This window comes from Pseudodesulfovibrio sp. lm2024 (genome assembly GCF_051175575.1).
GTDB lineage: Bacteria > Desulfobacterota > Desulfovibrionia > Desulfovibrionales > Desulfovibrionaceae > Pseudodesulfovibrio > Pseudodesulfovibrio caledoniensis.
On record NZ_CP195092.1, the window covers coordinates 1,232,255 to 1,259,159 of the forward strand.

Annotated in this window: 23 protein-coding genes; 8 read left to right on the forward strand and 15 right to left on the reverse strand. The window is 63.0% G+C overall.

The window, feature by feature from the left end; translation table 11 throughout:
• Positions 1-40: 40 nt before the first annotated feature.
• Both ACR42D_RS05540 and ACR42D_RS05545 read right to left on the reverse strand, forming a co-directional pair.
• Complete coding sequence (locus ACR42D_RS05540) at positions 41-625, reverse strand: DJ-1/PfpI family protein (protein ID WP_484565863.1); 585 nt, start codon at positions 623-625, stop codon at positions 41-43.
• 46 nt (positions 626-671) lie between these two features.
• Entirely contained in the window at positions 672-1,052 is a 381-nt protein-coding gene (locus ACR42D_RS05545; protein WP_484565864.1) for a hypothetical protein, read from the reverse strand.
• Positions 1,053-1,199: 147 nt separating this feature from the next.
• On the opposite strand from ACR42D_RS05545, the gene ACR42D_RS05550 reads away from it, so the two are divergent.
• The gene (locus ACR42D_RS05550; protein WP_484565865.1) at positions 1,200-1,622 is read left to right on the forward strand and encodes a hypothetical protein; all 423 of its coding nucleotides are present in this window, start codon (positions 1,200-1,202) and stop codon (positions 1,620-1,622) included.
• Positions 1,623-1,631: 9 nt separating this feature from the next.
• Here the strand turns inward: ACR42D_RS05550 and ACR42D_RS05555 are convergent, their stop codons facing one another.
• The 4 genes from ACR42D_RS05555 to ACR42D_RS05570 all read right to left on the reverse strand — a co-directional run bounded on the left by ACR42D_RS05555 (position 1,632) and on the right by ACR42D_RS05570 (position 7,346).
• Positions 1,632-2,228, reverse strand: coding sequence for a hypothetical protein (locus tag ACR42D_RS05555; RefSeq protein ID WP_484565866.1), 597 nt, complete (start codon positions 2,226-2,228; stop codon positions 1,632-1,634).
• Positions 2,229-2,712: 484 nt separating this feature from the next.
• Entirely contained in the window at positions 2,713-4,770 is a 2,058-nt protein-coding gene (locus tag ACR42D_RS05560; RefSeq protein ID WP_484565867.1) for a ribonucleoside triphosphate reductase, read from the reverse strand.
• Positions 4,718-5,401, reverse strand: coding sequence for an anaerobic ribonucleoside-triphosphate reductase activating protein (locus tag ACR42D_RS05565; protein ID WP_484565868.1), 684 nt, complete (start codon positions 5,399-5,401; stop codon positions 4,718-4,720). The genes ACR42D_RS05560 and ACR42D_RS05565 overlap by 53 nt, the downstream gene beginning before the upstream one ends.
• A 712-nt stretch (positions 5,402-6,113) precedes the next feature.
• On the reverse strand, positions 6,114-7,346 hold the full coding sequence (locus ACR42D_RS05570; RefSeq protein WP_484565869.1) for a mechanosensitive ion channel family protein: 1,233 nt from the start codon (positions 7,344-7,346) through the stop codon (positions 6,114-6,116).
• A 160-nt stretch (positions 7,347-7,506) separates the two neighbouring features.
• Between ACR42D_RS05570 and ACR42D_RS05575 the strand changes: the two genes are divergently transcribed.
• Complete coding sequence (locus ACR42D_RS05575; protein WP_484565870.1) at positions 7,507-8,700, forward strand: metallophosphoesterase; 1,194 nt, start codon at positions 7,507-7,509, stop codon at positions 8,698-8,700.
• Positions 8,701-8,928: 228 nt separating this feature from the next.
• Here ACR42D_RS05575 and ACR42D_RS05580 read toward each other — a convergent pair whose 3' ends face one another.
• Positions 8,929-10,278: an APC family permease gene (locus tag ACR42D_RS05580; RefSeq protein ID WP_484565871.1), complete on the reverse strand. Its 1,350-nt coding sequence runs from the start codon at positions 10,276-10,278 to the stop codon at positions 8,929-8,931.
• A gap of 247 nt (positions 10,279-10,525) precedes the next feature.
• On the opposite strand from ACR42D_RS05580, the gene ACR42D_RS05585 reads away from it, so the two are divergent.
• From ACR42D_RS05585 to ACR42D_RS05595, 3 genes are read left to right on the forward strand one after another with little or no spacing between them, the layout of a single operon-like run.
• Positions 10,526-11,239: a FadR/GntR family transcriptional regulator gene (locus ACR42D_RS05585; RefSeq protein ID WP_484565872.1), complete on the forward strand. Its 714-nt coding sequence runs from the start codon at positions 10,526-10,528 to the stop codon at positions 11,237-11,239.
• A gap of 2 nt (positions 11,240-11,241) precedes the next feature.
• On the forward strand, positions 11,242-12,258 hold the full coding sequence (locus tag ACR42D_RS05590) for an alpha-hydroxy-acid oxidizing protein (protein WP_484565873.1): 1,017 nt from the start codon (positions 11,242-11,244) through the stop codon (positions 12,256-12,258).
• Positions 12,259-12,271: 13 nt separating this feature from the next.
• On the forward strand, positions 12,272-13,072 hold the full coding sequence (locus ACR42D_RS05595) for a sulfite exporter TauE/SafE family protein (RefSeq protein WP_484565874.1): 801 nt from the start codon (positions 12,272-12,274) through the stop codon (positions 13,070-13,072).
• 87 nt (positions 13,073-13,159) lie between these two features.
• Here the strand turns inward: ACR42D_RS05595 and ACR42D_RS05600 are convergent, their stop codons facing one another.
• From ACR42D_RS05600 to lpxB, 3 genes are read right to left on the reverse strand one after another with little or no spacing between them, the layout of a single operon-like run.
• Positions 13,160-13,483: a hypothetical protein gene (locus ACR42D_RS05600; protein WP_484565875.1), complete on the reverse strand. Its 324-nt coding sequence runs from the start codon at positions 13,481-13,483 to the stop codon at positions 13,160-13,162.
• A gap of 35 nt (positions 13,484-13,518) precedes the next feature.
• A complete protein-coding gene (locus ACR42D_RS05605; protein ID WP_484565876.1) occupies positions 13,519-15,207 on the reverse strand; it encodes a glycosyltransferase family 2 protein in 1,689 nt (562 codons plus the stop codon).
• Between the two features lie 39 nt (positions 15,208-15,246).
• Positions 15,247-16,395: a lipid-A-disaccharide synthase gene (gene lpxB / locus ACR42D_RS05610; RefSeq protein ID WP_484565877.1), complete on the reverse strand. Its 1,149-nt coding sequence runs from the start codon at positions 16,393-16,395 to the stop codon at positions 15,247-15,249.
• Between the two features lie 131 nt (positions 16,396-16,526).
• Here lpxB and ACR42D_RS05615 point away from each other — a divergent pair, with 131 nt between their 5' ends.
• Positions 16,527-17,456, forward strand: coding sequence for a Gfo/Idh/MocA family oxidoreductase (locus ACR42D_RS05615; protein ID WP_484565878.1), 930 nt, complete (start codon positions 16,527-16,529; stop codon positions 17,454-17,456).
• 475 nt (positions 17,457-17,931) lie between these two features.
• On the opposite strand, the gene ACR42D_RS05620 is transcribed toward ACR42D_RS05615, so the two are convergent.
• The 5 genes from ACR42D_RS05620 to ACR42D_RS05640 form a co-directional block, all read right to left on the reverse strand.
• The gene (locus tag ACR42D_RS05620; protein ID WP_484565879.1) at positions 17,932-18,591 is read right to left on the reverse strand and encodes a BON domain-containing protein; all 660 of its coding nucleotides are present in this window, start codon (positions 18,589-18,591) and stop codon (positions 17,932-17,934) included.
• A 53-nt stretch (positions 18,592-18,644) separates the two neighbouring features.
• Entirely contained in the window at positions 18,645-20,264 is a 1,620-nt protein-coding gene (locus tag ACR42D_RS05625) for an ArnT family glycosyltransferase (RefSeq protein ID WP_484565880.1), read from the reverse strand.
• 1 nt (position 20,265) lies between these two features.
• Positions 20,266-20,886, reverse strand: a complete 621-nt coding sequence (locus ACR42D_RS05630) for a phosphatase PAP2 family protein (RefSeq protein ID WP_484565881.1) — start codon at positions 20,884-20,886, stop codon at positions 20,266-20,268.
• A 53-nt stretch (positions 20,887-20,939) separates the two neighbouring features.
• Positions 20,940-21,137: a hypothetical protein gene (locus ACR42D_RS05635; protein WP_484565882.1), complete on the reverse strand. Its 198-nt coding sequence runs from the start codon at positions 21,135-21,137 to the stop codon at positions 20,940-20,942.
• 98 nt (positions 21,138-21,235) lie between these two features.
• A complete protein-coding gene (locus ACR42D_RS05640; protein ID WP_484565883.1) occupies positions 21,236-23,005 on the reverse strand; it encodes a motility associated factor glycosyltransferase family protein in 1,770 nt (589 codons plus the stop codon).
• 138 nt (positions 23,006-23,143) lie between these two features.
• Here ACR42D_RS05640 and ACR42D_RS05645 point away from each other — a divergent pair, with 138 nt between their 5' ends.
• Both ACR42D_RS05645 and ACR42D_RS05650 read left to right on the forward strand, forming a co-directional pair.
• Entirely contained in the window at positions 23,144-25,423 is a 2,280-nt protein-coding gene (locus tag ACR42D_RS05645) for a cysteine synthase (RefSeq protein ID WP_484565884.1), read from the forward strand.
• A gap of 126 nt (positions 25,424-25,549) precedes the next feature.
• A complete protein-coding gene (locus ACR42D_RS05650) occupies positions 25,550-26,566 on the forward strand; it encodes a hypothetical protein (RefSeq protein WP_484565885.1) in 1,017 nt (338 codons plus the stop codon).
• Positions 26,567-26,905: the final 339 nt, after the last annotated feature.

Here is a 26,905-nt window from a genome sequence, read left to right on the forward strand (position 1 = left end):
GTTTCTGGCGTTGCCCGATTGCCGGTCCTGCATTCAAGGGTCAGTTTCCGGCACCCCCGGCGTGCTCGGCGGCCAGCATCCTGCGGAACGCCTCGACCGCGTCTCGGACCAGCCCGGCGCTCTCGAAGACCGCCGTGGTGAAGCCGACCGGGGCCGTGCCGGGCGCGGTGATCACCCGGTTGTCGACGACCGCCTCGGGCGAGGGGTGGAACAGCTCCGAACCTGCGTAGCCCGGCGCGTGGCGGTGCAGGTAGTCCGCGTCGTTGGAGGTGTGCCGGACGTCGTCCAGAAGCCCGGCCCTGGCCAGGGCCAGCGTGCCGCCGCAGATGCCCGCCACGACCCCGCCGCGCGAATGGTGGGTCAGGAGCAAGTCGTCGAGGACCGGGGCGTCGTCGGTCTCCCAGATGGTCCCGCCGATGACGGCGATCACGCCGGGCGACCATTCGCGGATCGCCTCCACCCCGTCGGGGATGGTGGCGGACAGCCCGCCCATGGAGCGGACCTCGCCCGCGGTGGGGGCGAAAAAACGGATTTCCAGGCCGTAAAACGGTCCGCCCGCTCCGGCAATAAGACCGTATTCCCAATCCGCGAATCCCTGCGTGAGGATGATGGCCACTTTCTTCATGACGAAATCCTTGCGGCTGCGCTGCGTGTTTCCCGGACGCTCCCGATCAGAAATCCTCCCGCTTGATGCGGATGGTCAGCCCCTTTTCGCGGAGCTTCCGGGCCAGGATGTTGGCGCGCTGGATGGAGGGAACCGTGCTGATGACCAGCTGGGCGGTGCCGTGCTCGTCCCAGACCCAGATGTTCTCGGGCAGGACCAGCCCCGCTTTGCGGGTGGCGGCCAGAAGCTTCTGCCGTGACTCTTCGCGCCGGTCGAAAGATTCCTGGTCCAGGGGCTCGCCGCAGGCCAGGACCCACCAGCCGCGCGGACGCAACTTCGGATCGGGCTCCTCGCCGAAACTCTGGGCTGTGATCGCGGCCTGCTTGGCGCGCACCACAGCGGTCATCCGCAGGATGCTTTCTTCCAATTGCCTGATATCGTTTGGCATAATCCTCATTTCCCTCAGGGCTGCGGTAGCCGGTTGCCTCAATGTATTGTTACTCCGGCCATCAATGAATGGCAAGCAAAGCGAGAGCCGGAGGCGCGTTTTTTCGGCCCCTTGCGCCGGACCGGGTGCGGATGTATCGTGTGCAATATGGTCTACTTGTCAGGTTCCAATCCCCGGCGCACCCCGTTGCGGCGACTGGCCCGGGCCCTTGCCGGGCTCGCGGCGGTCTCGCTTATCGTCTGGGGGCTGGCCTCCATCCCCTACGACATCCTGCGGGCCGAGCGCTCCCGCCTGTTCGGCGAGGAGATCACCTCCGGGCTGGTGCTCAAGCTGCGCACGGACGAAGACCCGGAACATCCCCACGCCCGGGTGGTCATCGAATACACCTACGTGGACCCGGATGGCTACGCTCGCCGCGCCGAGGCCCGGCTGCCGGACAGCCTGTGGCGGCAGTACCGGCCGGGCAAGGTCGTCAAGGTCCTGCTCGTCAAGGGACGCCCGGATATCTCGCGCATCCCGGACGAGGTCGAACCCGCCTTCCAGGTCTGGCTCAGAAATCTGATGAATTGAGCGGCCGGATCAGCCGCCGTATTGCTTGGGGAATTTCTCGCCCATGAGGTATTCCATGGCCTCGCGGTCGATGGTGCCCGAGGCGATCAGGAACTCCAGTCCCGCGACCATGGGATGGTAGGTGATCCCGTGCGGCAGCTCGTCGGCCTGCCCGTACAGGAACCGTTCGGCGGGCACCGCCTCGTCCACCTCGATGATCCCGTCCGAGGCCAGGCTTGAGGGCAGCACATGGTCCAGGATGAACCCGCCGGGCAGGGTGGTCCACAGGTGATAGGTGCCCAGCGCGTCCTCGCCCGATTCGTTCTCGACCATCTTGCGGAAGTGCGCGGGTGTGACCGGAAACCGCATCTCGCCGTCCACCGCCACGTTGCCCATGGTCAGCACGCCGCTCGGAATGTGGAATTTCTTGGCCAGCATGTGGAACATGCCGAAGTTCACGTTCAAACCCTGCACCGACCGCTGCCGGAACGGAATGTGCCCGGTCTCCTCGATGGCGTTCAACACGGTCTGGTCCAGAGCCATCGCCGTCTCGTTGACCGCCACATCCCCCAAACCCAGCTTTTGGGTCCGCGATGCCGCGGCCTTGAATTCCTTGAGATACGTCATAAGCCGCCCTCTACCACCTCCCCCCCGCCCGAGGCAAGCGGGAGATGGCGGGTGCCTCCGGCGGCCAGGGGGGAAGGGGGAGAGAGGGCACCCTTTGGAAAAGGGCTTCCCTCTCTCCCCCTTCCCCCCTGGACCCCCCAACCCTCTCTCACCCTCCTAAACTTTTTGGATGCGCATCCGCGCGTGCGGAGGGTCAAGGGAGGTGTTGCCGCTTCGCGGAGAGGCGTTGAGCGAGATGAATAGTTGGAAGAGAAGTCAGAGAAAGTGCGCTTGTACCCCGCGAAGCGGTAATAAGAAGTTTAGGAAAGGATGGGGATGGGGGTCCGGGGGAAGGGGAAGGAAAAGCCCTTTTCAAAGGGTTTTCCTTCCCCTTCCCCCGGCCGCCGGAGGCATCCCCAAAATGCGTAATGCCCGCTGCTGGGCAGCGGGCATTACATTCCACTATCCTCAAGCCCCTTTCCTCAAAGGGGCTGTTGGAACTCGATTAGTTGCACAGGCAGTCGCTGAAGACCACGCGGTCGGTGTATTCCGCCTGTTTGCCCTTGTTCCACCGGGACACGGGGCGGTAGTAGCCCACGATGCGGGTATAGACCTCGGCCTCCTGGCCGCAGGTGGGGCATTCGAAGTGCTCGCCCAGGATATAGCCGTGCTCCTTGCAGATGGAGAAGGTGGGCGTCACGGAGATATACGGGATCTTGGTCTTGGAGAACGCCTTGAGGATGAAGTTCTTGAGCGACTTCGGATCGGGCACGGCCTCGCCCAGGAAGGTGTGGAACACGGTCCCGCCGGTGTACAGCGGCTGGAGCTGGTTCTGGTGTTCCAGGGCGTAGAGCACGTCCTCGGAGATGCCCACGGGCAGCTGGGTGGAGTTGGTGTAGTACGGGGTACCGTTGCCCTGGGTCTTGATGTCGGCGTAGAGCGACTTGTCGATCTTGGCCAGCCGGTAGCTGGTGCCTTCGGCGGGCGTGGCCTCGAGGTTGTAGAGGTTGCCGGTCTCTTCCTGGAAGCGGGCGGTGATGCGGCGCAGGTGGTTGAGGGTGCGGCGCATGAGGCGCACGCCGCCCTCGGTCTCAATGCCCTTGCCGATGAGGTTCAGGCAGGCCTCGTGCCCGCCGAGCAGGCCGATGGTAGAGAAGTGGCCCTTGTAGCCGTTCTTGAGGTAGCGCCTGGACCAGGGGAACATGCCCGAATCGAGGTTGTTGTTGATGACCTTGCGCTTGTACTCCAGGGAGTCCTTGGCCAGCTCGGCGTATTCCTCGACCAGGTCGAGGAAGTCGTCCTCGCTTTGGGCCAGGTAGGCGAGCTTGGGCAGGTTCAGGGTGACCACGCCGATGGAGCCGGTCAGGTCGCCCGCGCCGAACAGGCCGCCGGTCTTGTTGCGCAGTTCGCGCAGGTCCATCTGGAGGCGGCAGCACATGGAACGCACGTCCTCGGGATTGAGGTCCGAGCTGATGAAGTTCTGGAAGTAGGGCACGCCGTACTTGGCGGTCAGCTTCATGAGCTTTTCGCCGATCTCGGACTCCCAGGGGAAGTCCTCGGTGACGTTGTAGGTCGGGATGGGGAAGGAGAAGATGCGGTCCGAGTGGTCGCCGCCGAGCATGACCTCGATGTACGCCTCGTTGATCATATCCATCTCTTCCTGGAAGTCGCCGTAGGTCAGTTCGTCGTCGTACTTGCCGCCGATGATGGCGGGCTCCTTGGCGATGTGCTTGGGGGCCACCAGGTCGAAGGACAGGTTGGTGAACGGCGACTGGCCGCCCCAGCGCGAAGTGGTGTTCAGGTTGAAGACGAACTTCTGCATGCACTGGAGCACCTGGTCGTAGGTGAGGCCGTCCTCGCGGATGAACGGGGCGAGGTAGGTGTCCACGTTGTTGAACGCCTGGGCTCCGGCCCATTCGTTCTGCAGGGTGCCCAGGAAGTTGTTCATCTGGCCGAGCGCGGTGTCGAAGTGCTTGGCCGGACCGGCGGAGGCGCGGCCCTCGAGGTTGAAGCCCTCGAGCAGCAGGTCGCGCAGGGACCAGCCCGCGCAGTATCCGGCCAGGCCGAAGGAAAGATCATGGATGTGGAAATAGCCGTGCTCGTGGGCCAGGCGGATTTCCTCGGGGTACTTCTCCAGGGCGTAGCGGGCCTGGACCGTGCCGGACAGGTGCAGCATGAGCCCCTGGAAGGAGTGGGTCATGTTCGCGTTCTCGTTGACGCGCCAGTCGGCCTGGTCGAGGTAGGTGTCGATGACGTCCTTGATGTCCAGGTACGCCTCTTTCTGGGAGCGGAGCTGACGGCGCTTCTCGCGATACAGGATGTACTTCTTGGCGATGTCGTACTGGCGGCCTTCCATGAGGACCTGCTCGACCATGTTCTGGACGTGCTCCTGCTCGGGGATGTCCATATCGTCGAGTTTCTTCTCGACCTTGCGGGCCAGCCGTTTGGCGAGGAGCGGGTCCTTGATCCCGCTGGCGCTGAGCGCCTTGAAAATGGCCTGCGCGATGCGATCAGTCGACCAGGTTTCTAGTCGGCCGTCTCTCTTCATGATTTGGCTTGGCATGCTCCGGCGTCCTCCTTGGGGGCACGTATTTCTGGATTGTCAGTTCATGGTTCGGGGGCAGGTAGCTCCGCGCCACGTCGATGTCGGCCTGGGTCAGGCCGGGCACCTGGGTGATGCGGAAGTAGAAGGCCCCGGGCATGGCTTCGGCCATCTCGAAGATGCGGGCCATGTTGGCGCGGGCCGCGATCTCGGACACCGCGTTGCCGGTCAGGGACGGGTACTTGGCGTACGGGCCCTTGACGTCCACGGCAAAGGTGTCCACGAGTTTTTCCTCAAGGAGTTCGGCGACCACTTCCGGGCGCATGCCGTTGCTGTCCATCTTCACGGGCATGCCGGTCTTCTTGATCTCGAAGGCCAGCTCGCCCACGCCGGGCACCGTGGTGGGCTCGCCGCCGGAGATGGTCACGCCGTCCAGCCATCCGGCCCGGTCGCGCAGGTACGCCTTAACGCGCTGCGGATCGAGGACGGGCAGGGACTGCATGTCCCAGGCAAGCTGGAAATTGTGGCAGGTGGGGCAGCGCAGGTTGCAGCCGCCCAGAAAGATGATGCAAGAGGTCCTTCCGGGCCAATCGCACAGGCTCATGTTTTCGAACCCGCGGACAAAATTCCAGGCCCCTTTCGGCTCGTTCATCTCGGCTCCTCAAGAAACAGCGCACCGCTCTCGCGGCAGCTCATGGCGTAAGTAATGATAATGTCCGGGGATGCTGTTACCGTCACCACTCCCGGAGCGGGCGCGGACGCTGTTTTCGGATGAAAAAAGGCGTGAGCGCGTGAGGTCAACCCTATCCCAGGGGAATAATTTTGTACAGGGGGGATTGCGAAAACATTTGGCTATATAAGTTGATTCCGGGAGTCTGGGGCGATTATTCGAGATTAGCTACGATATTGAAAAGTTTTCCACTGTTGTTAAATAGTGAACAGGGCAATATCGTTAACTTTTTTCTAGAGTAAGTTTAGAAAAAAGTTTTTTCAATTCCAAGGGGATTGATTTTCGACAGAAGGGGGATGTGACGGGCGGGAAAAGGGCGGCCTCGAACCGCTGAAAAGTGCTTACCACAAGGGTTGCCGCTTGGGAACAGAAAAAAGGCTCGAAGGACGGTGTATTCCACAGGAAAAAGAACAATCAAAACGGGACATTTTCCCGGGCAGCGGCAAAGCCCCGCATGGCGGGGCGCGGCGCGTTGTCAATATGGTTATAGCAGTTTCAATGGTTGTGTCTTTGCCGAATGTGACGCGCGGGTTTCAAGGCTGTCTTTTGTCCGGCAAGCCGTTATTGTTCGTGTGATATTCGTTGCCCATGCCCTATTAATGTGGAGGGCGGCCGTGCCGTCCCGCGCGCGGTCCTAGTTCTGGGCCGTGGCCCGTCCGTCCACAAGGGCGTTGCGCTGGTAGGCGCGCAGGCCGAACTCGGGCAGGGCGGCCAGGAGGTGGTCCATGATGTCGGACTTGATGTCCTCGTGCAGGGCCCAGGCGGTCTCGCTGGTGAAGCAGTAGAGCTCGAGCGGCAGGCCGTCGTCGGCGTGGGGCTGGAGCTGGCGCACGAGCAGGGTCATGTCCTGGCGGATCTTTGGATGGGACTGGAGATACTCCAGGGCGTAGTGGCGGAACAGGCCGATGTTGGTCATGCGCCGGCCGTTGAGCGGCGAGGACGGGTCCGCGCCCGAGGCCGCGTTGGCCGCGTCGATCTCCTTCTGGCGCATGGTTATGAACGGGGCCAGGTGCTGGACGGCCATGAGGCGCCGCTTGAGCGCGTCGTCCGCGAAGCGGATGGACGACTGGTCGATCATGATGGCCCGCTTTATCCTGCGCCCGCCGCTCTTGGTCATGCTCTCCCAGTTCTTGAACGGGGTGTCCAGGAACTTGAAGGTCGGGATGGCCGTGACGGTCATGTCCCAATTCCGGACCTTGACCGTGTTCAGGGCGATGTCGATGACCGTGCCGTCCGCGTTCATGGCGGGCATCTCGATCCAGTCCCCGGCGTGGAGCAGGTCATTGGCCGACATCTGGATGCCCGCCACCAGGGAGAGGATGGTGTCGCGGAAGACCAGCAAAAGGACCGCGGTCATGGCGCCGATGCCGGAGAGCAGTCCCCAGGGCGACTGGCCGAGCAGGATGGCGACCACCGAGACGCCGCCGAGGATGTAGATGAACAGTTTGACCAGCTGGACGTATCCCTTGATGGGGCGGCGGCTGGCGACCTCGAAGGTCCGGTACAGGGCGGACAGTCCGTCCAGGAGCTTGGCCAGGACCAGGACCACGCTCACGGCCAGGTAGGCGAAGATGAGGTGGTCGAGCAGCCCCTTGAGGCCGGAGAAGAACTCCAGTCCCCAGAAGAAGACCGGGGCCGGGGCCAGGAGCGCGGCCCGGGAGAAGAACCCGGTTTCGAGCAGGATGTCGTCGAACCCGCTGCGGGTGCGCCGGGCAAAGGCGCGGGCGCCGCGCACCAGCAGCCAGCGGGCCAGGAAGAAGGCGAGCAGCCCGGCGAGCAGGAGCAGGCCGGTCTTGGCCGCGAGGTCCAGGATCGGGTTGGTTTCGATGAGGGTGACGGGCAGTTCGAAGGGCAGGTCGAGGTTCACGTGGGGCGGCTCCTTTGTACGCTTGGTCTTTTCCCTGTCTACCAGATTCGCCGATTCTTGAGAACCTCGGGAAGCGGTTTGGGCAGCCTTGTGCACCGGTTTGACAACCGGCCCGATGTCCTCCATGCTTTTCGGGACATAATCCCGAGGGAAATCATATATGGGTTACTGGTTCATCATCGTCATGACCGTCTCCACCCTCCTGGTCCTGTACCTGGGGTGGCGGCTGATCAATCCTCTTCGGCTGGGCCTGAAGCGCAAGCTCACGCTCTGGTTCCTGCTCGCCCTGATCCTGTTCGGGCACAGGCTGACCTGGGTTCTGCACCGGACCAACCGCTACGAACTGCTGGCCTGCGACACCATCGACTGGATCGGGTTCACCTTTCTGGGGTTCATCTCGATCCTGGTGGTCTTCATGCTGGCCCGGGACATTCCCAGCCTGTTCGCAAGGACGATAGCCGGGGTGAAGCGGCTGTTCACCCGGCGCAGTCGGCTGCCGTATTTCATCGGCCCGGACAAGGACCGCCGCCGCTTCCTGCTCAACGCCTCCAACGGGGTGATCATGGCCGCGGTCCTGCCCATGGCCGGATTCGGCGTGTACAACGCCCGGCGCAAGCCCTCGGTCCTTAACAACGACCTGCGTCTGCCCGGCCTGCCCGCCGGGCTGGACGGCTTCACCATCGCCCAGATCTCCGACACCCACATCGGTCCGACCATCCGGGCCGATTGGGCCCGGCAGGTGGTGGCCGAGGTCAACGCGCTCTCCCCGGACCTGATCGTGCACACCGGCGACATGGTGGACGGAGCCGTGGACGGGCTCAAGGCGGACGTCCAGCCCTTCGGTGAACTGCGCGCCCCGCACGGGGTGTGGTTCTGCACCGGCAACCACGAGTATTATTCCGGGGTCTTCGAATGGCTGGCCGAGGCGCGGCAGCTGGGCATGCGCCCGCTGGTCAACGAGCACGCGCTCATCGACACGGGCCGGGGCCGGATCCTGCTCGGCGGGGTCACGGACCTGCGCATGGGCGGCACCGTGCCGGGCCAGGCTTCTTCTCCGGCCAGGGCCATGGCGGGCGCGCCGGACCACGACGTGTCCGTGCTCCTGGCCCACGAGCCGGACTCGGTGTACGCGGCGGCCGAGGCGGGCTTCGACGTGCAGCTGTCCGGCCACACCCACGGCGGGCAGTACTTCCCGTACAACTACGTCATCCATCTCTTCCAGACCTACGTGCGCGGCCCGTACCTGTACAAGGACACGCACCTGTACGTGAACATGGGCACCGGCTACTGGGGCCCGCCCATGCGCATCGGCACCCGCCCGGAGATCACACTGCACACCCTGCGAAAAGCCTAGCGATACCCCGCGCCGAAGGCGCAAAATAGGGATGCAAGGGTGCGAGCCCTATCGCTGCTGTCGCTATCTCTAAGGCTCGAGGACTCGCCTAAGAGCTAGTGCTGCCCGCCGGAGGCGAAGTCACCCGACAACGCCGCGCAGCGGCCATCAACTCCTGATTTCACAGCAAAGGAAAAGAGCCGACATCCGCGAATAGCGGTGTCGGCTCTTTCTCTTTAACAAAACCGTCTAGGCCTCGGTGCGCCTGCGGTTGCGCGGCCTGTTGCCGTGCATGAGCAGCACGCCCGCGCCCAGGATGATCACGGACAGGGTCAGGAAGTGCAGGAACATGTCCTTCTGGATGGCTCCCCAGATGATGTACAGCGAACCGGCTCCGGCCATGGCGGGGCAGGCGTAGCGGTTGAAGGAGCCGAGGTCGGTGAAGGTCTTCATGACCCAGATGTAGAGGGAGATGTAGATGACGTAGAGGAAGGCGATGGGCAGCTCGGAGATGTCCATGAAGCTGCCCCACCAGCCCGCGAAGTTGCCGTACCAGACCACGAGCCAGAAACAGGACAGGGCGTAGCCGATCATGGCCGAGTGGGTGGTGCAGTTGTTCACCGGGTTGACCCGGCAGAACAGGTCCGGCTTGGGCCCCAGGCCGCGCGAGGCGATGGAGAACATGCCGCGCGCCGAGCCCATGATCAGGCCGTTGAGGGTGCCCAGGCAGGAGATGATCACGAAGACCGTGAGCAGGGTGCCGCCGAGCCTGCCGAAGATGATGGAGATGACCCGCACCGGGGCCGCGTCGCCCTGGGCCAGGACCTGGTCGTTGGTCAGGACCCCGGAGATGCCCATGTAGTAGAGCATGTAGATGCAGACCACGCTGATGGTCCCGACCACCAGGGCGCGGGGCAGGGTCCTTTTCGCGTCCTTGAGTTCGGCGTTGATGACCGTGGCGATGATCCAGCCCTCGTAAGCGAAGGCCGTGGACAGGGTGGCCAGGGCCAGGCCGCCGCCTCCCTGGGACACGGTCTTGGCCGCGACCGTGAAGTTCTCCACGGTCATGCCGTTGGTCAGCCCGGCGATGGTGCCGACCACGGCGACCAGGCCCAGGGGGATGAGCTTGACCACGGTGGAAGTCACCTGCCACCGCCCGGCCAGGACCGGCGAGAAATAGTTGAGCAGGAAGAAGGCGGTCATGTAGCCCCAGGACAGGGGCCACAGCGCGCCTTCCACGCCCATCAGGCCCTGGGTGTAGTTGGCCGAGACCCAGGCCAGGACCGCGACCAGGGTGGGGTAGTAGATGAAGGTCATGAACCAGGCCACCAGATATCCGGCGGTCTTGCCGTAGGCCTGTTCGAAGTAGTCCACCACGCCGTTGATTTTCTGAATACGGGTGGCGATTTTTGAGAAGACGTAGGCGGTGACGACCATGATCGCGCCGCCGATGAGCCAGGCGAACAGGGCCGTGGGCAGGCTGCCCGCCGAGGCCTCGAGCACGTTGTCCGCCTTGAAGAATACGCCAGAGCCGATGACGATGCCCACGACCATGGCGGTCGCGGTCCAGAATCCGTACTTTTTTTGTAGATTGTTCATGATGATATGGGGTCGCCCTGCGCGGGCTGTATGTGGGGGTTGCAAAAACGGCCCGTCCTTCCCGAAAAACCGCACCTCCTGCGGCGACAGGCCACGGACCCCTTATCGTCCATGGCCGGTTACGTCCAGCCCTTTGCGGGCTCTTTTCGACAAGGCGGGCCCCCTTTTGGCCGGATCACGGCGCTTGACTCGCGGATCAACTTGTCATAGACACAATTGGTCCAACCAATTTTACGTGGGGCGGAAAATGGAAGCCAGACCTGTAAGCAGAAAATGCATATCCGATGAGATTGTCAACCAGATCAGGGAGATGATCGACCACGGGCGGTTGCAGCCTGGAGACCGGTTGCCCGCCGAGCGCAAGCTGGCCGAGCAGTTCGGCGTGTCCCGCACCACGGTGCGCGAGGGCATCAAGATTTTAACCGAGTCCGGGCTGCTGTCCAGCCGCCAGGGCGCGGGCACCTTTGTCAGTCGTCCGGACGCCGGGGCCCGGGGCGGATCGCTTATCGACGCGGTCCTGGCCGGGAACCACGATCTCCAGGACGTGTTCGAGGTGCGCAAGATGCTCGAGCCCGAGATAGCGGCCCTGGCCGCGCGCAACGGTTCGCCGGACGCCAAGACCCGGCTCGAGGCCATCCTCATGGAGCAGGAGCAGAGCATCGACAGCGGTGAGAGCGTGGCGGGCATAGACCAGCGGTTCCACCAGGCCCTGGCCGAGGCGTCGGGCAACCCGGTGCTGCGCGAGATGGTCGCGGCCCTGCACGAGGGGTTCTCCCGCAGCCGGGCCGAAGATGTCCAGTCCCCCCAGCGGCAAAGGGCCTCCCTGGCCGCCCACCGGGCCATCGTGGAGGCGGTCAGGAACGGGCACGCCATGCAGGCCGAGCGGGCCATGCGTGAGCATCTCGACGAAGTTGAAAGAATCATCTTTGATAATCAAAGAGGAGTATACTCAAGGAGATAGCGATGAAGGAAATCAAAGACAAAGCACGGGAACTGATGAAGGGCTTCTGCCGGGTCTGCAAGGTTTGCGACGGCAAGGCGTGCGCGGGCGAGGTCCCGGGCATGGGCGGCCTGGGCACGGGAGCCTCCTTCAAGGCCAACCTGGAGGCCCTGGAGGGTTTCCGTCTGAACATGCGCCTGCTGCACGACGCGGCCGAGCCGGACACCTCCACCTCCCTGCTGGGCATCGACATGGCCATGCCGGTCATGGCCGCGCCCATCGGCGGCGTGTCCTTCAACATGGGCGGCGGCGTGTCCGAGGAAGACTACGCCGACGCCGTGGTCGGTGGCTGCAAGGCGGCCGGGATCATCGGCTGTACCGGGGACGGCGTGCCGCCCTTCCTGCACGAGGCCGGGTTCGCGGCCATCGCGAAGAACGGCGGCCACGGCATCCCGTTCATCAAGCCCTGGGAGGGCGCGGAGTTGAACGAGAAGCTCGAGAAGGCGCGCAAGACCGGCTGTTCCGTGTTCGGCATGGACGTGGACGCCGCCGGGCTGATCACCCTGCGCCAGATGGGCCGCCCCGTATCGCCCAAGCCCGTGGCCGAGCTCAAGAAGCTCATCGACCTGGTCCACGGCTGGGACGCCAAGTTCATCGTCAAGGGGATCATGACCCCGGACGAGGCCGAGCTGGCCGTCCAGGCGGGCGCGGACGCCATCATCGTCTCCAACCACGGCGGGCGCGTGCTCGACCACACCCCCGGCACGGCCGAGGCCCTGCCCGACGTGGCCGAAAAGGTCCACGGCAAGATCACCGTCCTGGTGGACGGTGGCATTCGCACCGGCGCGGACGTGCTCAAGATGCTGGCGCTGGGCGCGGACGGCGTGCTCATCGGCCGCCCGGTCTCCGTGGCAGCCGTGGGCGGATTGCAGGAAGGCGTGGAAAAGTACCTCGGAACCATCAAGGCCCAGCTCTCCGGAGCCATGGTCCTGACCGGGTGCAAGGACATCGCCTCCATCGACACCAACGTCCTCTTCTAAGGAGCGCCGAACCTTGATCACCACCTACATCCTGTACATCTGCCTCGGGGCCGTGGCCGGCGTCCTGGCCGGTCTGCTCGGTATCGGCGGGGGGCTGGTCATCGTGCCCATGCTCAACTTCGCCTTCGAGTGGCAGAACTTCCCGGTGGAGCACATCCAGCACATCGCGCTGGGCACGTCCATGGCCACGATCATCTTCACCTCGCTGTCCAGCATGCGCGCCCACCACAAGCGCGGGGCCATCAACTACACCGCGTTCTGGCGGCTGGCTCCCGGCATCATCGTCGGCACCTACCTGGGCTCCTGGATAGCCTCGCTGCTGTCCACCATGTTCCTGAAGATCTTCTTCGGCCTGTTCCTGTACTACGTGGCCACGCAGATGCTGCTGAACATCAAGCCCAAGGCCGCCCACGAGCTGCCGGGCCAGGCCGGGACCTTTGCGGCCGGCGGCGGCATCGGCGTGTTCTCGGCCCTGGTCGGCATCGGTGGCGGGACCCTGACCGTGCCGTTCCTGTCCTGGTGCAACCTGACCATGCACGCGGCCATCGCCACGGCCGCGGCGGTGGGGCTGCCCATCGCCTTGGCCGGCACCGCCGGGTACGTCATCAACGGCTGGTCCGTGGCCGGCATCCCCGGCCCGCACATCGGCTACGTGTACATCCCGGCCCTGCTGGGCATTATCGTGACCAGCATGCTGACCGCGCCGTACGGCGCCAAGCTGGCCCACAGCCTGCCCGTGGCCAAGCTCAAGAGGATCTTCGCCATCCTCCTGTATCTAGTCGGTTCTCGCATGCTCTGGAGTGCGTTTATGTAGCGCTTGCTCCCAAACCTTCGGGTAATAAAAAAGGGACTGCCTCAGCAGTCCCTTTTTCTTTGCGTCGGATTCTGTAAAATTGGTCTTTTACAAACCATTCTCTCTCTGATGAGCATCGACCACGTTGTCTACGCGGACGAGCTTTTCCTCGATCTTGCCGGGCTTGATGGTGTAGCGGGTCACTGTCCATTCGAGCTGGTCGATGAACTCCACGTGGCCGTAGCCGTTTTCGGGCAGCAGGTCGCGGATGGCCTCGATGAAGTCGTCGATCAGGATGTAGTGGCCCTCGTGGTCCACGCGCAGGACGTCGCCGTCGTAGTCCACCTGTTCGAAGGGGCATAGTCCCTGAATCTTATCCCACATTTCCGGGTTGATACGGTGAAAATCGCCGTAGACGCGGACATCTTCCATGTTGTTTCTCCCTTGGGGAACGTTCTGGGCGTGAATTAGGCATTCAAGCCCAGATGGTCAACCAGGAAGCGGGATTTTTGTTCCAGGTCGTGCCACAACAGGGCGCGGTTTTGCTGCCCCAGGCGGATCAGTTCCTCATCCGAATACTTGGTGTCCAGCTTGAGCTTGTTGCCCATGACCTGGCCGATCTGCCTTGCGGTCTTGGACTTGGCCAGGGACGAGTGCTGCACGTGGCGCACGGCCAGACCGCCCACGTACAGGGCGGGCGTGCCGTCGAGGTTCGCGCGCATGTCGCGGTCCAGGTCGTCGAACTGGGACGGGGTGTAGCGCAGGTCGAACGGCCCGGTGCGGGCCACTGAGCGCAGGTTGACCAGGTGGCAGCAGCCCGACACGGACAGGCAGGGCCGGGTGTAGGTGAACAGCCCGGAATCGGGCGACCCGGCGCAGTTGTCGTAGACCGGTACCCGGTTGGGCAGGGTGTCCGGCTCGGGCGCGGGCGGGGCCACGGGAAAGAGGTTGTAGTCGGCGGACTGCAGGCCGTAGGGTGGCACCGCAGCGGTGATCCGGCAGCCCACGGACCCGATGTCGTCGCGGCCGCGCACCGGGCCGAGCAGACGCAGGAGCCAGTCCTTGGGCAGAAAGATGTCGTCGTCCAGAAACGCGGCCCAGCGGGCCTCACGCACCCCGGGCAGGGACAGCAGCCAGTTGCGCGCGCCGGGCGCGCCCACGTTGACCGGCAGGGTTTCGATATGAAACCGGTCCGTGCCGAACCGCTGCTCGGCTCGGGCCAGGACCCTGTCCGTGTGGTCCGTGGATCCGTTGTTCAGGGCGAACACGCGGGCTCGGCCGATGTCGCTGGCGTACAGCGACTCCAGGGTTTCGGCCAGCAGGTCCGCCTTGTTCCAGGAGTAGACCAGCACGGCCGCCTCGGCGCAGTCGTCCGGGTCGGCCACGGGCGTGGGGCGGAAAAGATCGTGCAGCTTGAGCGTCAGATTGACGTGCCACGGAATGGCCTGCCACAGCCCGGCCAATGCCCCCTTGGCTTCGCCGGCGCGGCCCCTGCGCAGCAGCAGTTCGCCGCCCGCGTACGCCCGCCACAGCCCCCATACCGCCGGGTCGAGTCCTTCGACGAGCGGCAGGGCCTCCTCGGGCGGCAGGCAGTGGAAGGCCCGGTCCGCCTCGAACCGCGCCCGCAGCGGCAGGCTGGCCTCGGTCCACGAGACCATGTCCAGGGCGGCCATGGCGATTTCCGGCCTGCCCAGGTGGATGAGGTCCCGCCAGATGAAATGCAGCCAGCCCAGGCCCGTATCCGGGTTGCCCAGGACCACGGCCAGAAAACGCAGGATCAGCCCCCGGTCCTCCTGTCGGGCCAGCTCGAACCAGGTGTCCGTGGCCTCGCCCTCTTCGGGGTGCTTCGTGTCGGCGGCCAGGGCCATGAGCCGGATCAGGGCCGGGGAGGTCTTGAGCCCCAGGTTGACCGCCTTGACCGCCCAGCGGGCCAGCTCCGGGTGGAGCGGATGGGCCTGCATGGACCACAGGGCCATGCCCACGGCCGCGTTGCGGCAGCCGGGGTTCTCCTCGCCCAGCAGGAACAGGCCGGGCAGCAGCCCGGCCAGGGCCTCGGGCAGCCCCATGCCCAGCTGCCAGCCGGAAAAATGATCGGCAAAGGCGGGCTGGACGGGCGCGCAGGGCGGCAGGGTGCGGGGGAAGGAGAAACGGTTCATGATGCTTGCCGATTAGCAGAAATATCTGTCCGGGGCCAGTCAGCCGGACGTGGCGGCCAGGGCTTGGAGGTCGTCGAGGATGATCCTCGCGGCCCGGCCCGGCGCGCCGGGGTCGCCGACCATGGTGCGCAGGACCTTGAGCCCGTCCTTGACCTCGTCGTACGCCCGGGGATCGTCCAGCCAGGACCGGGCGGTCCGGGCGAGGTTTTCGGGCGAGGCGTCCTTGCCGATGTATTCCGGGTAGATCTCGCGGTCCAGGATGAGGTTGGGCAGGGAGACGTACTGCACGCTGACGAGCATCCTGCCGATCATCTCGGACAGGGGCGAGACCTTGTAGGCCACCAGGACCGGGGTGCCGATGAGCGCGGTCTCCAGCGTGACCGTGCCCGAGGCGGCCAGGATGAGCTTGCACGTGCGGAAAACCTGGTACCGTTCGGCCGGGGAAACAAAGGACACCGGGATGTCCTCGGGCCACAGGGAGCGGAGCAGGGATTCGTCCATGCCCGGCGCGCGGACCAGGACGTATTCCAGATCGGGATGGTCCACGGCCAGCCGCCGGGCCGTGTCCGCGAACACCGGGAGCAGGGAGGTGACCTCCTTGGTCCGGCTGCCCGGCAGCAGCCCGATGCGGTTCTCCCGGACGGTCAGCCCGTCCAGCGCATCCAGCGGCAGCACGTCCATGAGCGGGTGGCCCACATAGGCCACGTCCATGCCGTACTTGCCGTAAAAGTCCTTTTCAAAAGGCAGGATGCAGATGACCTTGCGGACGAACTCGCGCAGGAAGTTGGCCCGGCCCGAGCGCCAGGCCCAGATCTGGGGGCTGATGTAGTAGTACACCGGGATGCCCAGCTTCCTGGCCATGCGCGCGATGCGGAAGTTGAACTCCGGGCAGTCCACCAGGACGATGGCCCGGGGTCGGATGGCCCCCAGCTCCTTCTTGATCACCCCGAGCAGCTTGAGGATGCGCGGCAGCCCGCCGAGGATCTCGGTGATGCCGACCAGGGATATCTCGCGCATGGAATGGCGCGGCACGAGCCCCTCGGCCTCCATGGCCGGGCCGCCCATGCCGGTGAAGGGTATGTCCGGGTCCGCGGCCCGAAACGCCTTCATCAGCTCCGCGCCGTGTAAATCGCCGGAGGCCTCGCCCACGCTGAACCAGATGGGACCGGATGGATTGCCTGTCTGCATGCACAGTTAGTAGCCCATGTCCGTCCGGCCCGCAAGACGAACCGGGATTGGCCGTTCTACGGGGGTTGCCATGGGGGTCCAAGCCTTGTAGTACACACTCGCAACGCGAACTCTAGAACGAGGGTATATACATGTTGAAAGTCGGAGTCGTCGGTTTGGGCTGGATGGGCCGTGTCCATCTGCGCAACTACACCGAAATGGCCGGCGTCGAAGTGGTCGGCGTGGTCGACGTGGACGAAAAGGCCCGCGAAGACGTGGCGACCCAGTTCGGGGTCAAGACCTTCGCCACCCTGGAAGAACTGCTCGAGCACGACCTGGACGCCATGTCCATCTGCGTGCCCACCAGCCTGCACCACAAGACCGGTCTCGCGGTCATGGACAAGGGCATCAACGTCATCATCGAGAAGCCCCTGGCCGTTTCCGCCGCCGAGGGCGAGGACCTTGTGGCCAAGGCCAAGGAAAAGGGCGTGGCCCTGATGGTCGGCCACGTGGAGCGTTTCAACCCGGCCGTGGCCCGGGTCAAGGAGCTGATCGGCGAAGACGTCATCTCCATCCAGATCGAGCGCGTGGGCCCGTACCCGCCGCGCATCCAGGACGTCGGCGTCATCAAGGACCTCGGGTCCCACGACATCGACCTCATCCGCTACCTGACCGGGTCCGAGTTCAAGTCCGTGTACGCGGTCTCGTCCACCTCGCTGGGCAAGCACGAGGATTCCGCCCTGATCACCTGCGAGATGGAAAACGGCGTGCTCGCCAACATCACCACCAACTGGGTGACCCCGTACAAGGGCCGCAAGATCAACGTGGCCTGCGAGTCCAAGTACATCGCCGCCAACCTGATCACCCAGGAGGTCAAGGAATACTCGGCCTTTTCCACCTACGACAAATCCTACTCCGTGCGCGAATGGCCGCTCATGTTCCGCGAGCCGGTCAAGTCCGAGCTCAACGCCTTCCTCGACGCCCTGCGCAACAACACCCCGGTGCCCATCACCGGCGAAGACGGCCTCGAAGTCCTCAAAACCTTCGAACGCATCTTCGACTGCCTCGGCAGCAACTGCTAGGCGTCACGGTAGATCAATAAAAAAGGCCGCTCCATTCGGAGCGGCCTTTTTTTCGCCTCCGGCGGCCGGGGGAAGGGGGGAGAGGGAACCCTTTGGGAAAAGGGCTTCCCTCTCCCCCCTTCCCCCGGACCCCCATCCCCCTCACCTTCCTAAACCTTTTGTATCCGCTTCGCGGCGTAGTAAACACAAAAATGCCTCCGACTCGGCAATGAGTCGGGGGCATTTATTCTCTTAATTCTTCTGGAGCGATTCGGGTGCGTCAGCACCCGACAGCGGCTCTTTTAACCGCGTTAGCACAAGGCTTTCGAGAGTGGGTCAGCTGTGCATTTACTTCCGGCCGGGGCAACCGCAGCGTGCCTCAGCTCTTAGGCCGAGCTTGCTCGGTCTTAGAGATGACGACAGCAGCGATAGCCGTCTACGTGAGGATTGGCCCGGCCGGAAAAGATGTGCAGATGGCCCGCTATCGGAAGCCGCCTCACTTAACCGCTACCGAACTTTCCGTAACGGGGGCGGTTTCTGGAGTTTCTACCGAAATATAGTCGACCACATCCGCCAGCCCATTCATCTCTTCAGCTATAGCCAGGGCCGCCGTCTTCTGGCTGTAGTCCTTGGTCCGGCCTATGAGGATGGCGTGGCTGCGGACGACCTCCACGCGGAGGTCCGTGCCGTTGAGGCGCTTGGTCCGGCCGAACCGTTCGGACAGCTCCTGGATGAGGAGCTCGTCGCGGGCCGCGTCGCGGGCGGCATGTTGGGGCGAGGGGGCCGGGTAGAATTTGCAGGTGATGGTCTCGATGCCCTCCACCGTGGCCGCCGTGCGGATGGCGTAGTCCGCCTGGTTGCGGCTTTCGACCTGGCCCACCAGGTACGCCTTGGCGTTGATGACGTGGGCCGACAGATGGAGGTCGTTGAGCTCGAGCCGTTCGCGCAGCCGCCGTTCCATCTGGGCGTCGCGGGCGATGCACAGGCTGCCGCCCTCCACGCTGTTGCGCGGCAGGTACTTGTCGGCCGTGACCATGGCGTCGTAGCCCGTCATGGCCCCGCCCGCCACCTGGACGGCGGGATAGAGCGCGCATCCGGCCAGGAGCGCGCAGAGGATGACGGCCAGGGCCGCCTTGCTCGCGAATTCGCGTATCATTGACCAGGGAGTATAGTCGAAGGTCTAGAAAATGTCTAACACAATCGGGCGGGTCAGCCCTTGACGGCCAGGACGTGCACCAGGCCCGCGATGGACTGCCGGTCGACCACGTGGAATTCGGGCAGCCGGTCCTTGATGTCTTTCCAGTAGGTTTCGCGGATGACCAGGATCGCCTTGTCGCGGGTAGCCATCTCGTCGATGAGCCGGTCGTAGTTGTCGTACTCGGGATAATCGTGCCCGGCATAGTAGGTGTAGATGCCGGAATAGACCCGCGCGGCGAACGGCGCGTAGCCGCGTTCGATGTAGTCCTTGAGGATGAGGGCCTGCCGCTTGGGGCTCATGGCGTCGTCCAGGGACGGGGCGGCCAGCATGCCCACCGGGTATATCCACAGGATCATGGCCAGGGCGCAGGTCAACAGGGCCGCGCGGAACCCCTTGGCGCGCATGGAGACGATGGCCGCGCCGCCGAGGATGAGCACGGCCGCGCAGAGGCCCAGGCCGCGTATGGGCACCGGGACCGGGATGAGGTCCCCGGCCAGGAGCAGGGCCGCGCCGATGACCGCCCACAGGCCGCCCACCAGGGTCCACAGCCGCCTGGCGCGCGCTTCGCTCATGGTCCGCAGGTCGTCGGCGATGAGGATGGCCAACGGCGGGAACATGGGCAGGACGTAGATGAAGACCTTGCCGGACAGGGAGGACAGAAACAGGAAGGTGGCCGCGAACATGATCCAGAGCAGGGCCTTGGGTCCGGCATGGCGTCGTCCGCCCCACAGGGTTCCCCAGAACGACAGGGAGAGCAGCCGCTTCACCGGGGCGGTGAACAGGGCCAGGGTCCAGGGCATCCAGGCCAGGGGGAAGGCCGCGAGGTACCACCACCACGCTTCCTTGTGGTGGAAGGTGTGGGTGGCCCGCTCCAGTATCTGCTTGCCGAGCACGGTGTTGATCAGAAAATCCGGCCCTTCGGCCAGGATCACGCCGCCGACCCAGGCGGCGAGCATGGCGAGCATGGCCAGCACGCCCAGCCCCGTGCGCCGGGAGAGCAGTCGTTTGGCCTCGCCCTTGAAGAGCAGGAACAGGGTGATGTTGACCACCGGGAACAGGAAGCCCAGCGGCCCCTTGACCAGGGTGGCGGCCCCGGCCAGGAGGAATCCCCAGACCGGCCACCAGCCCTCGGACTGTCCGGTATAGGCCCGGTAGAAGGCGGCGTGGCAGAGGATGATCAGGGCCGCGAACATCAGGTCCATGCGCGAGTAATGCAGCAGGGCCGCGACCATGAAGGTGGAGATCAGGATCAGCGTGGAGGCCAGGGAGGTGGTCCGGTCGAACTTGAGCGTGCGGGCCAGGAAAAGGGCCGCGCCCAGGAAGAACAGTCCGGAGAGGGCCGCGCCCAGGAAGAACACGGCGGGCTGGTGGAACGGGGTCAGCTTGTCCAGGAGCCAGAGGAACCAGAAATAGACCGGCGGCTTGTCCGGATAGGGCTGGCCGTTCAGGGCCAGGACGACCCACTTCCCGTTGGCGGCCAGGTTGTTGTAGGCGTCGGCGTAGCGGACCTCGTCCGAGAACCACAGGGCGCGGTTGTTCAGGGCGAACCAGGTCTGGGCCAGCACGGCCAGGGTCATGGTCAGCCAGGGGTGGTTTTCGAGCCGGGTCCATATGGATTGAAGGGCGGTCATGTCATGATCTCCTGAAAAGCGAGGAATCGGCGATGATCACGGCGGCGAAACCGCCCACGCTGCACAGCAGCCAGCCGAAGAAGACGTCCGTGGGGTGGTGCCAGCCGAGGTAGATGCGCGAGAAGCCCACCAGGCCGAGGGAGAGGCCGAGCAGCGTGGTGACCGCCGTGCGCGACAGCCGCAGGGCCAGGGGCAGGGTCCAGCCGGTGTACTCGGCGGTATGCCCCGAGGGCAGGGCCTCCTGCGCGGCCCGGCCGGACAGGGGCTCGTACCAGTGGCCCTGGCCGGGGCGCGGCCTGCCGATGAGATATTTGGTGAAATGCACGGCCAGCCCGGCCACCAGCCCCTGGACCACGAGCACGACCAGGATGAAGCGCAGCCGCTCCCGGTTGCCGGACCGCCAGGCGGTCAGGAGCATGATCGCGTAGACGAGATAGAACAGGGGGTTGCACCAGTCGGTGACGAGTTTCATGAACACCGTCAGCCCGGCGTGGGCGGCGCGGTAGTGCTTGAAGAACAGGGCCGCGTCGCGCTCGCTGTCGAACCCGAGCCAGAGGGCGGCCAGGATGAGCAGGAGCGGCGCGGAGTAGAGCGCCCAATGTTTCAGGGAAGTACAGCGCATGCGGGTTTATAAGCCATTGGGAGGGCCCAGGCAAGCCGGGGCGCGGCGGCGGTCTATGACTCGCCGTCTCCGTTCTGCGGGTAAGGTTCGTGGGTGTACCGGGCCCAGATCTCGGGGCTCGCCTTCAGGTCCTTGAGGATGTCGGTCAGGGACTTGCCTTCCTGTTTCCAGTACTTGTCGGCGTTGTCCGAACATTCAAAGGGGATGACCAGGGTGCCGTCCTCGGTCAGGAAGGGTTTCTTCTCGTCCATGGCGAGGGACTATTTCACGGAACCGGCGCAAAGACAAGCCTCCTGTTCCGGCAATGGATCGCCCGTGTCGGCGGGGTGTTGGCGGCCCCTGATTCCAATCAGGCCACGGCCTGTTCGTCGGCGGCCAGGCAGACCTTGCGGTCGATCTCGCGGACCTTCTTGAGCGTGGACTTGGCGATGCGCTTGAACTCGCCCAGGTCCTTGGATTCGTAGCGGTGCTTGGCCTTGGTCAGCCCGGCCATGTCGATGATCTCGTTGAACAGGTACGGGCAGTACAGCGGGTCCTGCTTCATGAACAGTTCCACCCGGCTCAAGGCCTCGTGGATCTCCTGCTGATTGTCCTTGAGGTCCCTGAACAGCTTGGAAAGGTGCTTTTCCGCGTTGCGCATGGAGGTGGACCACATGGGCGAGCGCGGTTCCATGCGCAGGGGCGGGACCGCGTGGCGGCAGTTGTTCAGTTCGCGCAAAAAGCTCTCCACCGCGCCCGGGGCCGAGGCCAGGACGCCCTTGGTGTAGGCCGTGTCCACGTCCACCACCTTGGTGCCCTCGATGACCACGCCGCCGCCGTAGAGGTTGAAGATCGGGAACTCGGACTGCTTGAGGTCCTCCTCCAGCTCGCGCTTGGCGGTCATGTACTGGACCGTGGTCAGGATCTCCTCGCCGTCCATGTTGCGGGTGGTCTGGTGCCAGGAGCGCCGCTTCCGGTCGGTGGTGTGGTTGTGGTGGCCGCCCGAGTGGGACATGCCGTTGATCCAGGCGTAGTCCTGCCCGGCCAGGAGCAGGTGGGAGACCCCGCAGTAGCGCAGAAAACGCGACAGGGTCACCGAGACGTTGCCGCCCGCGTCGAGCACCAGGTCCCGCTCCTTGAGCACCTTGGTGCCCACGCCGCCTATGGTCCACAGGGGCAGGGTCGGGCCGGGGTAGCGCTTGAGGACCATGGGGTCGATCTTGGTGGAATAGACCAGGGGCACGTCCTGGACGAAGTCCGGGTCCAACCGCTCGAAGATCTTGAGCATGGACTTGTCGTAGTCGATGGCCGCGCACAGGTGCGGCTTGATGCCGAGGTTCTGCAGGGACGGGATGGTCTGCAGGGCGCAGGTGTAGAGCACGTGGCCCATCTTTTTCTTGAGCAGGGGGGCCATGGTCTCCAGCGACGGGCCCGCGCCGAGGATGACCGCGCCCACGCCCGCGCCCTTGCCCTCCATGGGCTTGAGGCTGCCGTCGCGCATGGCCTTGGCGAAGTTGTCGATCTCGTTGCCGACCATGACGTCCTGGCGGTGTCGCAGGGTGGACAGCTCCAGGGAGAAGTTTTCGAGCTTGTTCCGCATCCAGGTGGCCCAGCGGGCGTACTCCGGCCCGAGCTGGCGGCTGGGGATGTCGCTCTTGAGGTGGATCTGGCCGTAGATGAACTGCAGGTCCAGGTTGCGGATCACTTCGGACAGGAACCGCTCGTCCGGGACCATCAGGTGAAATTTCTTGTTCTCCAGGAAGGGCCGGTAGTCGGTCTGGCCCAGGCAGGCCAGGAGCATCTCGGAGCGCGGCTCCAGGAGCATGATCTTGTGGGTGTCCGGGGTGTTGGTCAGCAGGTGGTTGATGCCATAGCCCAGGTTGCAGCCGACCACGAAGGTGGCCGAGGTCGCGGCCTTTTCCGGGTGCAGCCAGTTGCCGTACAGCCCCTCCGGGGGCAGGGATTCGAACATGCCCTTGCCTTCGTCCATGCGCCAGTCGTGCAGGCCGAACTCGTTGCGGAAGAGCCGGGTCTTGAGCAGATCCTCGTTGAACGGGCGGGTGGACAGCCACTGGAAGATGGGGTTTCCGGTGCGTTGCAGGTATTCGATGTTGTCTTTCAGGAACGGGTACGGATTCATGATACGGCCTCGCGTGCTCAAAAAATGACGGTTCGACCGGGAAAATGCACTTTGCATGCCAGTTGCGCCAAGCCTGTTTTTGCCCTACGGTGCGGGCATCCATTCAGAACCCAACCCGCATGATTCCAGGGCGCTACGATGAACAAGAACCTGCTTGAGCTGATCGGCGACACGCCGCTGGTGGAAATACGCCACCTCAATCCCAATCCGAACGTCAGGATTTTGGCCAAGATCGAGTGTCAGAATCCGGGCGGGTCCATCAAGGACCGCGTGGCTGCGGCGATGATCGCGGCCGCCGAGGAGTCGGGCGAGCTGACCAGGGACAAGATCATCATCGAGGCCACCTCGGGCAACACCGGCGTGGGGCTGGCCATGGTCGCGGCCATCAAGGGCTACCGCATCAAGCTGCTCATGCCCGAGACGGCCAGCGAGGAGCGCAAGATGATCATGGCCGCCTATGGCGCGGAGCTGGAGCTGACCCCGGGCCACCTGGCTACGGACGGGGCCATCGAGCAGGCCTATCGCTACGCCCGCGAGGAGCCGGACAAGTACGTGCTCATGGACCAGTACAACAACCCGGCCTCCATCCGGGCGCACTACATGGGCACCGGGCTCGAAATCTGGAACCAGACCGGCGGCAAGGTGACGCACTGCGTCATGACGCTCGGCACCTCGGGCACGGCCATGGGCATCGCGAAAAGGCTGCACGAGATGGGCGACGTCTACGTGGCCGCGGTGGAGCCCTACGCGGGCCACAAGATACAGGGCCTCAAGAACATGCTCGAATCCTACCCGCCGGGCATTTACGATAAGCACGCCCTGGACGAGATTCTGCACGTGGAGGACGAGGACGCCTTCGAGAACTGCCGCAGGCTGGCCCGGCACGAGGGCATCTTCGCGGGCATGAGCTCGGGCGCGGCGCTCGGCGGGGCGTTGCAGCTGGCCGAGCGGCTGGACGAGGGCCTCATCGTGGTCGTGTTCCCGGACTCGGGCGAGCGCTACCTGTCCACCCACCTCTACCGCCAGCGCTCCGGCAGCGGGGTGACGATCTTTGACATGGCCTCGGGCGCGGACAAGATGCTCAACACCGGCGCGGGGTTGGGCGCGTACACCATGGGCCCGAGCCTGGACAACCCGGACGGCCTGGACTCCTGGCGCAGGCTGGCCCTGCTCGACGTGTTCGTTCGGCACCTGGCCGGGCGCGGCGTGGAGGTCGAGGGCGTGGCCGGGCTGACCGACATGGACGACCGCACCCTGGCGGCGGCCCGCGAGGCGGGCACGGACCGGGCGTCGTTTGCCGCCGATCTTCGCGAGGCGATCCTGGCGCGCGGCCGGGCCATGGGGCTGTCCGAGTCGCTGAAATTTCCCCTGTCGTCGAACAGCAACGAGACCGCGCTCACCCTCTGCCGCAAGCTGTTGGGCAAGGGGCTGGCCTACGAGAAGCTGCGCAGCGTCTACTTCGACGTGTTCCGCGACAAGCGGTACGGCGAGATCGGCACCGTGGACCTGGACAAGGTGTCCGGCGGCCGCACCGTGGACCTGGACGCCTACGTCAAGGACAACCCGCTGGACTTCACGCTCCTGAAGCGGGCCTCGCTCATGGACCTGAAGCGCGGCGAGGTCCTGGAGACCCAGTGGGGCAACGTGCGCCCCAGCTGGTTTTTGCAGCACGCGGCCATGGCCCTGGACGAATCGGGCCGCACCGACGTGATGATCGGCTCGGACAAGCACCGCTTCCCGCACCTGGAGAACCTGCGGGCCATCTGGTCCACGGCCGGGCGCGAGGCCCAGGCGTGGATGGTCTGCCAGCAGACCTCGGACGCCGAGGGCGAGACGCTCGCCACGGTGGCCGAAAAGCTCGGCGGCTATCGCGCGGCCCGCTTGTGGCTGCTCTCCGTGGCCACCCGCAAGACCCTGTGCGCGTCGGACGAAAACCTGGCCATGTGGGCCCGCAACTGGCGGCGCATCCAGGAGGGCGCGGTGGCCCTGACCCTGGCGCTGGACGCGCGCGGCGACGCCGTCCCCACCGACGTGGAGCAGGCGGTCTTCGACGTCAAGGCGGCCTTCAGGACCGCCCTGGACGAAGGCCTCAACCTCCACCGCTTCTGGCCCGCCCTGTTCAAGTTCATCAAACAGGTCAACCACTGGACCGCCGACAACGCCCTGTCCGGCGCGGCGGCCAAGACCTGCCTGGACGAACTCAAGGCCATCGACACCATCCTCGCCATCCTCGACCCCGCCCAAATGCCCGTCCCCCTCGGCGACCTGCCGGGGGAAGTCCAGGGCATGGTCGCGGACAGACAGAAGGCGCGGGAAGCCAAGGACTTTGGCCTGTCGGATGAGTTAAGGGATAAGATCGCGGGGGCTGGATTTAGAGTTGAGGATACTGGCGGTGCGCCGAGGGTGTTCAAGGCGTAGGGATTATTTGCGATACGGAAAAGAAGAGGGCCGCCCAAAAGGGCGGCTCTTTTTTTTGTGCCTTTATATCGAAATTGGTATAGTTAAAATCGGTAATGCAATCAGTTTCGGTAAAAGGAGGAGAATATGGATTGGAAAAGTTGCGTTCGAAATGACGAAAATATGATAGATGTCCCTAATAACTGGCTATGTCTACATTATTACGAAGCACTTAGTGTCTTGTTTAGGTTTGAAAACGCGTTGCGAATTTTCGTATATACTGTATTAAAAAATGTGTTTCATGATAAGTGGATGGACGCTAGTTTTAGTGATTCTAATACTGAAAATCAATCTGTTCAATCTATATATAAGAAAAGGAAAAGCCAAGCAGAGAAGTTTGGTTATCTTGGTTATCATGTTGAATGTCCAATCATGCACTTGACGAGTGGAGAGTTGATATCGATCATATTATCAGATGCCTATTGGGGGAAGTCGTTTAAAAATTATTTTCAAGGAAGCAAGGAAAGTATTAGAATTAAGATGAGTGAAGTAGTTAGTATAAGAAACTCATTGGCACATTTTAGGCCGATTAAGAGTGAAGATGTTGAATATATAAAGCAGAATATAAATCATACAACTTTGGAGATAGAGCAAAGGCTTGGAGAGTTGTTTGAGATTAATACTCCAGTGCCTACCAATACGGATTATGAGTGGTATAAGATGCTAAAAAATTTAGGTTTTAGCGAATGTTCTGTTCAACTTTATCAAAGTAAGAATGAGCATTGGATTAAAATAGTATTAATTTATATCACAGATTCTTTGTCGTTGTCTGCATATACAAGTACATACAAATCGGCGAGAGTTTTGAATCTTCAAAGTCAAAATGCGTTGATTGGTCATGATAGCATATTAAAATACGTTACTTGTGTTATGGAAGGGAGGCCGTACGGATGGTATAAAGAGGATATAGTCGAGACACATAAAGAATTGTCATTTGTTTTTGACAAAAGAATACTTGATGAGCATTGTGGTGAGGTAGTAGACGAATTTATTTCTATAATTAACACTATTGAAAAGGAAACTGAACTTGTTAAAGATGATAATCTTGCGAAAGGAAATCTTGTAGAGTCTGTAAGCTGCGGTATAAAAAAAAGCAGAAGGTAATGAATTTTGGATGGTTATTACGAACAATATGAAATGTGATTGTAGGCAAGGCGATCCAACAGAATATTGGGGAAATTTAGGGTATACTAATTCTTCTTTTTTCTCCACAACGGGACAATATCCATGGATGTCGACTTCTATATCAGGTGATTACCCTCCATTTTAAAAATTATTAATAATTTCGAAAGTTAATATTGGCTTATGGTATTTGGTTGGTGTTTTCAGAATTAGGCTAATATAACAGAGCAATTTTATTAAGATTATCCATAGGTTACTCACTTTTTTTGTGGGCATTGATTTCTAGATTTATTTTGAGAATCGAGCAAGTTAGTGTGATGA